At 50.9% G+C, this 13,211-nt stretch carries 10 protein-coding genes; 9 read left to right on the top strand and 1 reads right to left on the bottom strand.

What is annotated here, in order from left to right; translation table 11 throughout:
- Window positions 1-11: 11 nt before the first annotated feature.
- The 9 genes from RIN49_RS00230 (at window position 12) to RIN49_RS00190 (ending at window position 11,865) form a co-directional block, all read left to right on the top strand.
- Window positions 12-2,297 carry a helix-turn-helix domain-containing protein gene (locus tag RIN49_RS00230; protein WP_309118151.1) on the top strand — a complete coding sequence of 762 codons (2,286 nt, stop codon included), beginning with the start codon at window positions 12-14 and terminating at the stop codon, window positions 2,295-2,297.
- Window positions 2,294-4,573, top strand: coding sequence for a glycoside hydrolase family 95 protein (locus RIN49_RS00225; RefSeq protein WP_309118150.1), 2,280 nt, complete (start codon window positions 2,294-2,296; stop codon window positions 4,571-4,573). Before RIN49_RS00230 ends, RIN49_RS00225 begins: the two co-directional genes overlap by 4 nt.
- 110 nt (window positions 4,574-4,683) lie before the next feature.
- Window positions 4,684-5,094 carry a VOC family protein gene (locus tag RIN49_RS00220; protein ID WP_309118149.1) on the top strand — a complete coding sequence of 137 codons (411 nt, stop codon included), beginning with the start codon at window positions 4,684-4,686 and terminating at the stop codon, window positions 5,092-5,094.
- Window positions 5,095-5,590: 496 nt separating this feature from the next.
- Window positions 5,591-6,073: a GNAT family N-acetyltransferase gene (locus RIN49_RS00215; RefSeq protein ID WP_309118148.1), complete on the top strand. Its 483-nt coding sequence runs from the start codon at window positions 5,591-5,593 to the stop codon at window positions 6,071-6,073.
- 140 nt (window positions 6,074-6,213) lie between these two features.
- The gene (locus RIN49_RS00210; RefSeq protein ID WP_309118147.1) at window positions 6,214-6,687 is read left to right on the top strand and encodes a hypothetical protein; all 474 of its coding nucleotides are present in this window, start codon (window positions 6,214-6,216) and stop codon (window positions 6,685-6,687) included.
- Between the two features lie 17 nt (window positions 6,688-6,704).
- On the top strand, window positions 6,705-7,259 hold the full coding sequence (gene flgB, locus RIN49_RS00205) for a flagellar basal body rod protein FlgB (RefSeq protein WP_309118146.1): 555 nt from the start codon (window positions 6,705-6,707) through the stop codon (window positions 7,257-7,259).
- 498 nt (window positions 7,260-7,757) lie between these two features.
- A complete protein-coding gene (locus RIN49_RS00200; protein WP_309118145.1) occupies window positions 7,758-10,307 on the top strand; it encodes a ligand-binding sensor domain-containing protein in 2,550 nt (849 codons plus the stop codon).
- Between the two features lie 90 nt (window positions 10,308-10,397).
- Entirely contained in the window at window positions 10,398-11,279 is an 882-nt protein-coding gene (locus RIN49_RS00195; RefSeq protein ID WP_309118144.1) for an AraC family transcriptional regulator, read from the top strand.
- 259 nt (window positions 11,280-11,538) lie between these two features.
- Complete coding sequence (locus tag RIN49_RS00190; protein WP_309118143.1) at window positions 11,539-11,865, top strand: hypothetical protein; 327 nt, start codon at window positions 11,539-11,541, stop codon at window positions 11,863-11,865.
- 114 nt (window positions 11,866-11,979) lie between these two features.
- On the opposite strand, the gene RIN49_RS00185 is transcribed toward RIN49_RS00190, so the two are convergent.
- Entirely contained in the window at window positions 11,980-13,209 is a 1,230-nt protein-coding gene (locus RIN49_RS00185) for an MFS transporter (RefSeq protein ID WP_375295198.1), read from the bottom strand.
- Window positions 13,210-13,211 lie beyond the last annotated feature (2 nt).

Below are 13,211 nucleotides of genomic sequence, written 5' to 3'. Positions count from 1 at the left end.
GGAGGAGGCCGATGGCGCGGGCGAAACGAAGTCGCATTTTCTTCAAATATTTAATGACATATATAACGATCTTATTGCTGCCGATCTCGATCATGTCCTTCGTCGTGTATCATTTCTTCGTCGACCAGTTGCAAGAGGAAGTGATTAAGGGGAATGTCAACCTACTCGACAAAGTCAGATATGTCATGGACGATCAGTTGAAGAGAGTGGAGGATACGACCTACCAGATGATGGTGAAGGAAAACCATCTCGCCCAGTACCGCGCCTCGGACGACCCCGGTTATAAAGCGTGGGGGATCGTGAAAGAGCTTAGACGATATTATATGGTCAATCCGTTCGTCGACGAGATGTGGCTGTATTACCGAGGGGAGACCTCGGTATTTACGAATAACAGCGTGTACTCGCTTCCGATGTTGACGAGGCAAATCTATCGGTTCGACAACTGGTCGGACGAAGAGATCTTCGACGACTTGAATACGTTGGCGGCGCCCAAGGTGCGTCCGCCGACCCTGAATTTGGTCGATCGCAAACGGGTGCTCCCGATTTTGATCCCGATTCATCCGCGAGGAGATCAACCATACGCCACGCTCGTTTATTTAATCCAGGAGAGTGCGATTCAAAGCGTTTTGTCCAATCAAGTGCACACCGGAAGCTCTACATGGGTGTTGGACGGAGACAATCGAATCGTGACCAGCGTCGGCGCTCGTTTCGACGATCGAGCCGAGGAGATTTCTTCGTTATTCGAAAGCCTCGGCGACGAAGCATACCGGAACGTCGTTCTCGGGGGCGAAGAATATTATTTGTTTATGGTGAAGTCGGAGCAGACCGGATGGAAGTTTACGACGCTCCTTCCCGTACGCCACGTGCTAGACAAGGTGTGGCAGGCGCAGAAGATGTTCCAGTACGGATTGATCCTCGTATTTTTGACGGGCGGATTATTCGTCTACTTCGGCATGCGGTGGAATTACCGTCCGATTCGCCAGCTGAAACTGGAGACCGAGCGCATTGTGCCGCTGGGCGCGAAGGCGATGAACGAATTGGAGACGGTGCGCTTCGCGATCAATTCGCTGGCGCTTCAAAACCGTCAGCTCGACGAGAGGATGAAATCCCATGCGGTAGCGGCGAAGAAGCATTGGCTGCTTTCGTTATTGAAAGGGGATCTCGACACGGCGGAAGCGCTGGCGGAAGAAGGGGAAGAGGGCGATTCGCTGGCGTCGAACTTCTCCTTCCGGGTCGCGATCGTCGAGCTGCCCAGCGAGAAGGAGGAACGCCGATGGACCGCGCATGCGCTCGAAGAGCTGCTGCCGGAAGGCTTAAAGGGCTTCGGCATCGAGCACTTCGACAGCAACCGGTACATCTTCCTGATGGCGATCGACTGCATGTCGACGGAAGCGGACCACGCGGGAATGGAACGGTTTCGCATCGCGGTGCGAAACGTCGTCTCCGGCCCCGTGACGCTCGGCGTCGGCACGCGCTGCGAGCTTGCGGGCATTCCCACGTCGTACCTTGAGGCGAATACGGCCATCGATTATCGATTCATTCACGGCAACGATCGAACGATTTATTTCGAGGACATTGCGCCCAATCAGGACGCTGTAGATACGTATTTTCACGATGAACTGGAACAGGTTCGCGCGGCGGTCCGTTCCGGCAACGCTCCCGGCGTCGAGTCCAGTATGAACGCCATGGTGGCCGCGATTCGATCGAAGCAGCCGCCGTTGATCGCGGTCAGGGGGCTTTGTTACGAGATTATTCGAACGGTGAACCGGGCCGGGATGGATTTGGGAATCATTGAGGAGTGGACTGCGGCGTATCCGGACGTCTTCTCCTTGGAACGGCTCGAAACGTTGGACGCTTTCGAGCAATTGATTCGATCGGCCTGTCACGACCTCTCGCAGACATTGGCCGCCTCCGCGGAACCGACGGCGAATCCGGCGATGGACAGTCAGCGTACGATTGACAGCATGATCGAGCATATCGAAAGCAATGGCCTGAGCCTCGATTTTTCGTTCCAAAACATGGCTCGGGATTACGGCATGGCGTTGCCGAACATGAGCGCTTACTTCAAGGAACAAACCGGACTGACGCTGCTGGAATACACGACGAATCTCCGCATGGACACGGCAAAGCGATTGCTGCTCGAGAGCGATGCGCCCTTGAAGTCGATCGCGGAGGAGGTCGGCTACTACAACGTTTCCAGCTTTATCCGCAGATTTAAGCAAGTCACCGGATCGACGCCGAAGGAATTTCGGATGCAACTCGGCAAAGGAAACGACGGAAGGATGGCCCACAGATGAAACTATGGTATAAACATCCCGCGGCCGGGTGGAACGAGGCGCTGCCCGTCGGCAACGGCAGGCTTGGCGGCATGGTCTACGGCGGGGCTGCGATGGAACACATTCAATTAAACGAGGACACGGTGTGGTACGGAGGGCCGAGCGACCGGAACAACCCGGATGCGCTTACGAATTTACCGATCATCCGAAGCCATCTGCTGGAAGGACGATTGTCCGAAGCGCACCGGTTGGCTGCTATGGCCTTGTCCGGCGTGCCGGAGACGCAGCGGCACTATACGACGCTCGGCGACCTGACCTTAGAGATGGAGCATGGGAAGGACGTCGAGGAGTATCGCAGAACATTGGATTTGAACGACGGCGCCGTTCGGATCCGCTACCGGGCGGGCGGAATCGTCTACGAGCGAGAGATCTTCAGCAGCTTTCCAGACCAAGCGCTCGTCGTTCGCCTGCGCGCGGATCAACCGGGCGCTGTGAACGTTCGCGTCCGTTTGTCCCGCGGCAAGGGAAGATATATGGACGGGATTCGGACCTATGGAGAGCACACGCTCCTCATGCACGGACATTGCGGGGGGACGGACGGCCTTGTGTTTCGCTGCGCCGTCCGCGCCGTGCCGGAAGGGGGGACGTCCCGGATCGTCGGCGAGTTTCTCATCGTCGAGCATACCGACGCCGTGACGTTCCTCTTGTCCGCCGCGACGAACTTCCGAACGGACGATCCAGAGGTTTACTGCTTGCGCGTCGTCGAGGAAGCGCGAGCCCGGCCATACGCGGAATTGCGGATGCGGCATCTGGGAGATTACCGCGCATTATACGAACGAAACGCGCTTTCGCTCGAAACGCGGATCGACGAATGCGAACGCTTGGATGAGCTCGCGACGGATGAACGCCTGGATCGGGTCAAATCGGGGCAGGACGATCCCAAATTGATGGAGCTGTATTATCAATTCGGCAGGTATTTGTTGATTTCGTGCAGCCGGCCGGGCTCCCTTCCCGCGAACCTGCAAGGCATCTGGAACGACCAGATGCGCCCGCCGTGGGACAGCAAGTTTACGATCAATATCAATACGGAGATGAATTACTGGCCCGCGGAGGTCTGCAATTTGTCGGAGTGCCACGAGCCGTTGTTCGAGTTGGTCGGCCGGATGCGCGAGCGCGGCCGGGAGACAGCGCGCCTCATGTACGGCTGCAGAGGGTGGACGGCTCATCACAATACGGACATCTGGGCGGACACGGCGCCGCAAGACATCTATTTGCCCGCGACGCATTGGCCGCTCGGGGGAGCGTGGCTGTGCCTTCATCTGTGGGAGCATTACTTGTTCAACCGGGACTCGTCTTTCCTTGCCAAGGCGTATCCGATCATGGAGGAGGCGGCTTTGTTTTTGCTCGATTACATGATCGAGGGACCGGGAGGCCATCTCATCACCTGTCCTTCCGTATCTCCGGAAAATACGTACGTGCTCCCGAACGGTGAAGAAGGGACGTTGTGCGTCGGGCCGGCGATGGACAGCCAAATCGCAAGGGAGCTGTTTACGGCTTGTCTGGAAGCGATGGAGCGATTGGGGGAACCGAGATCGATGAAGGAAAGTCTGCGACGCGCCCTCATCCGAATTCCGGAGCCGAAAATCGGAAAAAACGGGTGCCTTCAGGAATGGCTGGAGGACTACGAGGAGAAGCATGCGGGTCACCGGCATATTTCGCATCTGTTCGCGCTCCATCCCGGATCCCAAATCACGCCTCGCCGTACGCCGAAGCTGGCTGCCGCCGCGCGGGCGACCCTCGAAAGAAGGCTCGCGAACGGCGGGGGGCATACGGGCTGGAGCCGCGCGTGGATCATTAATTTTTGGGCGAGGCTGGAGGATGGCGAGGAAGCTTATCGCCACATCACCGAACTGCTTCGCTCCTCCACCTTGCCGAATTTGTTCGATAACCATCCGCCGTTCCAAATTGACGGCAATTTCGGCGGTATCGCAGGCATCGCCGAGATGCTGCTGCAGAGCCACGAAGGATATCTGCATCTGCTCCCTGCCTTGCCGAAGGCGTGGTCCGGGGGGCGGGCGACAGGCCTTCGAGCGCGCGGAGGCTTCGAAGTGGATCTCTCGTGGTCCGGCGGATCGATGACGCAAGCGGTGATTCGAGTAAAAGCCGCGGGACGTCTTGACGTTCGGTATCCCACGCCGTTATTCAATGAATTTACGGGACGCAGCTTTCAACCCGTAGACGCGATTCCCGGGGAGACGTATTCGCTAAAACCAGTGGACCCCAAGCTGCCGGAATAATCCCCGACCTGATAAAATAACTACTGATTATGACAGGAGTTGTCACTATTAAAGATTACACTATCAGAGAAAGAAAGATCAATCCCAAAGGTTGAAGGAGCTGTATAACTATGGAAGTGCAACTGACCCCGTATATTATGCTGGACGGAGGCGCTCGTGAAGCGATTGCCTTTTACGAGCAAGCGTTGGACGCAAAGGTGGTATTCAAGCAGACCTTCGGCGAAGCTGGACAAGGGGTGTCGGAGCAGGCGAGGGACAGAGTGGCTCATTCCGTTCTGAAGATCGGAGGAACGGATTTGTTCGTCGCCGATACGGATCCGGGGGTCCGGTTCGCGCAAGGCAAGCAGGTAAACATCTGCATCACCATCGCTGATAAGGAGCAGGCCCAGAAGTATTACGAGGCGTTGAAAGTGGGCGGACAGGTCGATCACCCCCTGCAGGAGGTCTACTTCAGCCCCGCGTACGGGATGGTAACCGACAAATTCGGCGTCACCTTCCAAATTTTCACAAAAAGGGCGTAGGGTTCGCCTTTCTGTTACGTTAACGGTACGATAGCCCAATAAACATCATGACGAGGCTGCCGAAGAGTCGATCGGCGGCCTCATCCGCCATCTGGCAGCCTATTCTTCCCTCGACTTATGAGGGCGCAAACACCAAAGAGTGTTTGTGCCCTTTTCTTTGTTTTCGGGACTTATTAGGTTTAAAACATAATAGGAGGGCATAGCCAAATGATTGAGTTAAGCTCGTCAGAACGATATGTAATTATTAACGCAGATGATCTCGGTCTTACACGTTCAACAAATCAAGCTATTATTGACATGTTTGTCTTGGAAGGATATACGGAATATACAAAGGACATGGATGTTACGCTAAACATTCCTGTATAGCCCAAGAAATGGGATTTGTTAAAAGAGAAGCGCCTCGGTATGAACGATCGGTTGCCGCCGTTCATTGAAGTAACTGGCGGATTAGTTCTATGATAAATTTACGATCTGTTCGCACGAAGGAGGGATGTAGATGGAACTGTTAAAGGTTTCATTCGAGAAGAAAGCCATATTACGTAACCTAATGGAATTATACCAATACGATATGAGTCAATTCGAGGATGATTGCGATAATGACGTCAACGAATATGGTCTTTATGATTATAAGTATCTCGACCATTACTGGACCGAGGAGGGGCGTTATCCCTTCTTTGTTATAGTCTCAGAAAAGTTGGCTGGTTTTGTTTTAATTAGGGAAATTACAGTTGCAGACGACACGGAACCTAAATTCTCCATAGCGGAATTTTTCATAATGAAGAAGTATCAGAGGAAAGGAATTGGAAAAGCAGTTGCAAATGAATTGTTTGCGATGTTCAAGGGAAAATGGAGTGTTGCGTGGTTGAAAAAAAACCTACCAGCAAAGGCATTTTGGACAAGGACTATTTCGGAATTCTCGAACGGAAGTTGTTTCGAATCCACATTCGCAGGTAATCCGGCGTTAGTATTTAACTCTTGAATTTACTTAACGTCGAGTTTACTCAAAATTAGGCTGCCGCGGAATATCGGCGGTCATATTCGCGGTGGTTTTAAATAGGGAAATAGCGGGAAAATACAACTAATACGAAGGTTATCAATCGCGCAAGGAGGGATTGTTAAATGGGTAAAATTGCAAATGGTTATATGCTTATATTCGTTTCATATATAATGTGTTTTTATTTGGCAGGGACAGTTTCCATTTTTATTTCGGGTGTTCCTCTGGATCGATCTCGGACGATGGGAGTCATTGTGGGGATTGTTATGCTTACTCTGCCGTATGTTTTATCAGGATTATATTCTACACATGCCTGGAAGGAGCGAAAGTACGCACTTTGGTTTATTTTAAGTTTGATGCTTGCCGAGAGAGCTGGTATTTTGCTTATTGGTGCTCTTTTCGTAGCAGGCGGCGGTGACGGTGGGGGAGATAAGGTTGTCAACATGGAAAACATAATTGATTTTGTTGGCTCGGAGGCGCTTCCTTACTTTAGCTGGGGCTATAGTTTGCTTGGTCCAATAAGTTTAATCGTTGGCATGTTTTCCACCCACTTGTATCGGTTTGTACATCCTCTTATAAAAGAAACTGAAGTAAGCTGACGGGGACGATAATTCAAATGTATGGAACCGATCGCCTCATTCTGCTAACTGGCAGATTAGTTGAAGAGTACGCTGCCTCTGAAGCCCTCTTCGTCTTTTTTCGTATAAATAGATTACGAGAGAACGCCACAGAACGCTGTGATCTTAGAAAGGTTGATGCCTTTATGTTTGAATCTCGAACGTCGAAGATAAATGAATCGATGCTAAACGTACTTGTTCTTAAAAATCGAGTAATTGCGAACAACATCGCTAACGTCGATACACCTCGATATAAAACGCAATCGGTCATTTTCCAGGAAGAGCTTCGCAAAAGACTTGCCGCCGATGACGACCGGAACGTCCAACTCCGGCGCACGCATTCGAAGCATCTTCCAACCAAATCCGACTTCTCTACGGTACCGTATAAAATCATTGAGTCTACAGATACCGTTGTTAATAATAATCTGAACAACGTCGATATCGACGCCGAGATGGCGAACCTCGCGAAAAACCAACTTGCCTACAACGTCATCGTGGATCGGGTCAGTGGCCATTACAAGAAGTACAAGCAACTGCTTACGGATTTAACGTAACAAGCACGAGTATAATTCGGAATGAACCCGCTTATAGTTCGGATCATATTTTGTATGCCCGATAAGTTCTTGTCACAGGCGGATAACAAGCTTGTCAAAACTTGTACTTAGATATAACGGTGACCATTTAAGGGGCATTCGGTGGTTCTGCGGACAATCGGACAAATGTTACCAAGGGCATTGCCGCGAAAGTTCACAGTTCGTGCGACGTGAACCTCGGTAGGATGAGTTTGTCCACGGGTTCGAAACCCAACACCATCAAGGAGGTGCTCTTATCTGCGAAGTTTAAGCAAACGGACGGAAAAAATTAACGGGCTGAAACGCAAGTTAAGGTGCCGACGGATCGATCGGGCAACATCGTATTGGTACTGAGGTGTGGGACATGTAAAGATTTGACGGTACAAAGTAAGAAAAAGTCGCTACCGTCATGCGAAATCATGGGAGAATAATCGTTGTCTCAGGATAACTATATCTTCTTATTGAATGGAGGAATCTTCTGTGATGAGCATAAGGAGCGTGCGGAGCCAATTTCCGTTCCGAAGGTTGCTGACGGTATTGTTGGCTGCTCCGATCACTGTTTCGGGCTTCGGGCATGACGTCTTCGCGGCGGATACTTGGGTTTGGAATTATGGCTTCGAGCAGGATTTAGCCGGTTGGACGCAGACAGTGAATAAGGACAATGGAAACGATCAGGACGAGAATGGCAGCGGCATCTTTATTACGGATGAACTGGCCAGTGAAGGACGGCACAGCGTCCGCATATACGACGTTAAAGCATCGCGAAGCTTCGGATTGGAGAGCGATTACTTTGCAGCCGAGACTGGCGCGTCTTATGTCGCCTTCGCTGATGTGCTGGTTGAAAGCGGAACCGCGGAATTGCACCTCCGATTCTACAATTCCTCGGGGCAGTTGTTGGACGAAACGAGCTCAACCGCTGGGCCGGCCGAAGGATGGGGCACGATTCAGACGAGTATGAAGGCGCCTGAGGGGACCTCTTATGCAACGATTCTCCTGCATTCCGGTATTTCTAACGAGGGAACGGCATATTGGGATAACGTAAGGTTTACGAAAGACTTTACCAATCTGGGCGTACAGGTGGGAACTTCCGCTCCTCTTGGATCTACATTCGGCATTGGAGAAAATCAGGACAAGATCTATTCCGTTATAACGGGCAATGCAAACGATCGGCCAATTATGCAAGTGATCGATGCAGATTCAGAAAGGGTGGCAAGCGCCATAACACTGCCCCAAGGAGATGTAAATCCAACGGGAGTGTGGGCTGCGGCAACTGCTACGGATGGCACGGTTTACTTAGGCTCTTATCAGAACGGCAGAATGTATAAATATGTGCCAGGTGATGCGGCAATGACCGATCTCGGCGCTCCGCTGACGAATGAAGAGTTTGTGTGGGATCTCGCAGCGGGCACGGATGGTAAAGTATACGGCGGTACATATCCCGGCGTCGGCTTCTTTGAATACGACCCGGTGAAAGGGTTCACGCAAATCGGCGACAGACCGGTCTACGAGCCTCCGGGTGAAGATTATAACTATGTCCGAGCGCTGGATCACGATGTTGAACGTAATGTCTCCTACTTAGCGGTCGGATCGTATGCCTCCGTCATCCGGTACGACCATGCAACCGGGAATATGGTTGATATATTACCGGCTCCACATAAGGTGACTTCGCTGGCCGGCGCCGTCGAATACGAAGGCGATCGCGTATTCGTATCGATTGGAGGCAAAGTGGTCGTACTGCACGTGACGGAACAGGCGGACGGAACCGTGGCGGTGACGGAGGATATTGCAATTGCCGGGACGGATCCACGGGTCTCGCCGGTGAGGGACGGCGGCGTTTACCTCATTCAACGCGACATTCTGGTTCATTATGATATTGCTTCCAAGACGGTTATGTCCACCGGAAATTCAGTCCCCGGTCGCGTTCAACGGTTCGGGTGGATTACGCTGGAGGATCAGGAGAATTATCCGGGAGAAACGCTGGTTGCCGTCTCGAACACGAACAATGAAACGTATATTGTGAAATATAATCCGCAGAACGGAAACTTCCGTATGGCCCGCGTCGAGGGCACACCTCGGATTCCTGGGGCGATTAACAGCATCGGAAATGGGCCTGACGGAAAAATTTATACAAGCGCTTTTCAATACGGCGGTTTGGGTGTTTACACGCCTTACAGAGGAGATTCCAACGACAGGCAGCCCGAATATGTGTACGCGCCGATCACGCAGATTGACCGAATGGAATCTTACAACGGAAAGCTTTATTTAGGAGTGTATCCCGGAGGATACTTGTATGAGTATGACCCTGAACAACCCTGGCTGCCGGGCGTCAATCCGAGGCTTCTCATCCACACGGCTCCATATGACCAAGATCGTCCCAAGGCTATAGCTTATGGGGATAACAAAGTATTCATGGGCACGACCGGGGAAACCGGCCAGAGGGAAGGAGCTTTGTCTGTTTACGACTACGAGACCGGAACTGCGACCGTCCATAGGAATATAATAACGGATCAGAGTATTATCGCGCTTGCCTATTACGACGGTCTGCTCTATGGCGGCTCGACGATCCGAGGAGGATATTCGAGTACCCCGACGCAAACGGAAGCGAAGCTGTTTATATATGATCCAATAACCGGGGCGAAGACGGCTGAATACAGCTTGCCGGGAGAAGGTGGCCGAAAGCTGACTGCGATCACGGAATTGGTAGTCGTGGATGGGAAGCTATGGGGAATGGCCGAAGGGTATCTGTTCATATTTGACCCCGAAAGCCAAACCTTCGAATATTTCGAAGAGAAATTCCCGGACGTGCAACACCCTGAAGGTACCTATCGGGATGCCGATCTTGTAATCGTCGATAAAGACCCGAATTCTATATACGGAACGATAGGCAATAAATATTTGTTTAAAATAAACAAAGACGACAAAGCGATTACAATCATAAAATCCGACGGAGCAGACATGCTGACGGCGGACCGTGACGGCAACCTGTATTACAAACATAATGATACAGAGTTGTGGCGCTATTCATTTTAATAGGAAACTAGGTAAGAACTCTCTATAATTTCTAGAGAGTTCTTTTTTTTATATGGTAGAATGGAAAAAATGAGAAGGAGGGGGACGTGTATGATACATATACCTTTATATGAGGATGCTTTAACGAATAGGATATTCGGCAAGAGTCAACTGCCGATTTTCATTTTGGAAAAACAAATGACGAGGAATTATCCGCTCCATCATCACAATTTCGCAGAGCTTAGCCTTGTTCTGGAAGGATCGGGCACAGAAATCCTAAACGGTAAGCCGCACCGCTTCAAGCGAGGGACCGTGTCATTTCTTCTTCCGCATCACATTCATGAAATCCATATCGAAGATTCGCCTGTGCATAAAATCAACTGCATGTTTGATGTCCAGCTTTTGTTTTCCATCTCCGATCGTGAATTGACGAAGTATCTGTTGAAAACCGGGCAGGGCCATCCTTCCCTCTACGAATTAGACGAGGAACAGACCGTCTTCATGCAGCAACTTTTTCAGTCGATGCGGAACGAATACGAGAACGACCGCTTCGGTAAGGATACTTTGCTGCATTCGATGCTTCTTGAGGCCCTCGTTTACATAGTAAGAACCAATCATTCAACGAAACAAACTTCTTCACCGTTCCCCACATCTAAAAAAAATATCCAAGATTTGATTTATTACCTACATCTGAACTTCCGAGAGGAAATCACGCTCACCCATTTAGCCGAAAAGTTCGATTGGAACCCGGCCTACATTAGCCGAATCTTCAAACAGTATGCTGGCCGAAATTTCACCGATTATCTTCACACCTTACGCGTTGAAAGGGCCGCAAGTCTCTTGGCGACCACCTCGATGAGCATCATAGATATTGCGTTCGAAGTCGGCTTCGATCATTCGCAAACGTTTTCGAGAGTGTTTAAGGAAAGGAAAGGTGTCCCGCCGAAGTTATATCGTGCAGCGCACAAGAGATCTGTGAAAATCGGAGGCTGACAGGGGGAAGATGCTGAAATGAAAAGGACGATTTCGGATACCAATCTACATTCGTCCTTGATACGAGGGTTCCAACGACCATGAACCAGCCCGGCGCGTCCGGTTCGCGCCGACTGCACGGTGAAACATGTCGAGGTCGGGGTATACTTCGATCTTTAAGAACGAACGTAAGATTACGAGCGTCTAATGAACTGGCTTTGGATATTTAGGGGACCCCTTACGCCAACTTCAAAAAGCAACAGTATGGCGAGGTGCAAACATGAATGATAACAAAGATATATCTAATGTTGGATATACAATTTATAAGCCAACGGGAGTACGTAATGAATATCCTCATGTTGATTTAGTTAAACAACAAGTAACCTGTGTTGTTTTATACAAAGAAAAAACCTATATGACTGTTATTGTTGATATAAAAAATGATATTGTCCAAGTACAGGGCGACGTTGATGAATTGGGGAGTTTATGCATTGGTAAAGACCGTTTCATCAATATGTTCAAACAACAGTCACGTTTTTTTATTGAAAACAATATCTCTTATCCAAAAAAGTATTACGATGAACTAAAAAACATCTTTCTAAACTAACGATGGCAGTCGGCTAAGGACCGGCTGCCATTTAACAGCAATATAGGGACTTACGGAAGAATCAGCCGACCAAATTCTGGAGGGGTTCTGGAATGGTTCTGGAATTTTATCATTTTATTCTCGAAGCAACTTGGCATCCTTGGGCAGCAGAAATGCAAACACGCCCAACATCGGCAAATACGCGCAAAGGTGGATAACGTAGGTCACGTTCGTATGGTCGATCAGCCAACCCAAAAGCACTGATCCGAGTCCCCCCATACCGAAGGACAGCCCGAATAAGAGCCCTGCAATCGTTCCTACTTTACCTGGAAGCATTTCTTGAGCATACACGATAATGACGGAAAAGCCGGACATCAGGATGGCGCCCACGGCCAAGCAGAGTAGGATGGAGCCGACCGGACCGGCATAAGGCAGCAGTATCGAGAACGGCGCTGTGCCGAGGATTGAGAACCAGATGATCTTCTTCCGCCCGAAGCGATCGGCCAGCGGACCGCCAAGCAGCGTTCCTAGCATTCCGGAAAACTGGAGCGCAAACAATGAGAGCTGGGCTTTTTCTAGTGGGAGCTGGTATTTGTCCATGTAATAGAAGGCGTAATAGCCGGTCATACTGGCCAAGTACACGAATTTGGAAAACAGCAGCACAATCAGCACGCTGAGCACGAAGACAACAAAACTTCTGCTGAGCGAATCTTGGCCCCAATTTGCCGAACGGTGCTCGGCTCTGGCCGAATTTCGGACATGGCGAGCATACCACCTGGCAACGTAAGTCTGAATAAAGATGCCGGCTATGGCCAGCAATGTAAACCACAGAAAACCAAGCTGCCCCTGTGGGGCTATGACAAAAGCAACCAAAAGAGGCGCCAACGCCTGTCCGGTATTACCGCCGACCTGAAACACCGACTGAGCCAGCCCCCTGCCCTTACCTGCGGTAAGGTGCGCGACCCGGGAAGACTCCGGATGCAGGATCGAAGATCCGATGCCGATCAAGGCTGCCGAGATGATTAACATGGTCAGGCTAGAGGCAATAGCCATTCCAACCATGCCTAATAGCGTAAACAGCATCCCCAAGGGGAGAAGCATCGGCATCGGCCGGCGGTCGGTATACGCGCCGATCAGCGGCTGAAGCACAGACGCCATCACATTGAGAGTAAAGGCGACCCACCCTATCTGGGCGAAGCTCAGCTTCATCGATTGCTGGAACAGCGGAAAAACCGCAGGTACGACTGACTGCATCGCATCGTTCAGCAGATGTGCAACGCTGACGCCGATTAGCAGGACGGATGCACTCCTGCCGACTGATTTTTCCGCAACTGCAGTTGAGCTTGTTGTTGAAGACATGGACATCA

It is taken from the genome of Paenibacillus sp., assembly GCF_031177825.1.
Classification (GTDB): Bacteria; Bacillota; Bacilli; order Paenibacillales; family YIM-B00363; genus Paenibacillus_AE.
Note: the sequence above shows the minus strand (reverse complement) of the source record. Positions and strands in the feature narration are given on the sequence as shown.

What these genes read in the sequence shown, in the direction of transcription:
- RIN49_RS00185 (WP_375295198.1), bottom strand. Translation starts at nt 13,209, where the DNA reads ATGTCCATGTCTTCAACAACAAGCTCAACTGCAGTTGCGGAAAAATCA.
- flgB (WP_309118146.1), top strand. Translation starts at nt 6,705, where the DNA reads ATGTATGGAACCGATCGCCTCATTCTGCTAACTGGCAGATTAGTTGAA.
- RIN49_RS00220 (WP_309118149.1), top strand. Translation starts at nt 4,684, where the DNA reads ATGGAAGTGCAACTGACCCCGTATATTATGCTGGACGGAGGCGCTCGT.
- RIN49_RS00230 (WP_309118151.1), top strand. Translation starts at nt 12, where the DNA reads ATGGCGCGGGCGAAACGAAGTCGCATTTTCTTCAAATATTTAATGACA.
- RIN49_RS00210 (WP_309118147.1), top strand. Translation starts at nt 6,214, where the DNA reads ATGGGTAAAATTGCAAATGGTTATATGCTTATATTCGTTTCATATATA.
- RIN49_RS00195 (WP_309118144.1), top strand. Translation starts at nt 10,398, where the DNA reads ATGATACATATACCTTTATATGAGGATGCTTTAACGAATAGGATATTC.
- RIN49_RS00215 (WP_309118148.1), top strand. Translation starts at nt 5,591, where the DNA reads ATGGAACTGTTAAAGGTTTCATTCGAGAAGAAAGCCATATTACGTAAC.
- RIN49_RS00225 (WP_309118150.1), top strand. Translation starts at nt 2,294, where the DNA reads ATGAAACTATGGTATAAACATCCCGCGGCCGGGTGGAACGAGGCGCTG.
- RIN49_RS00190 (WP_309118143.1), top strand. Translation starts at nt 11,539, where the DNA reads ATGAATGATAACAAAGATATATCTAATGTTGGATATACAATTTATAAG.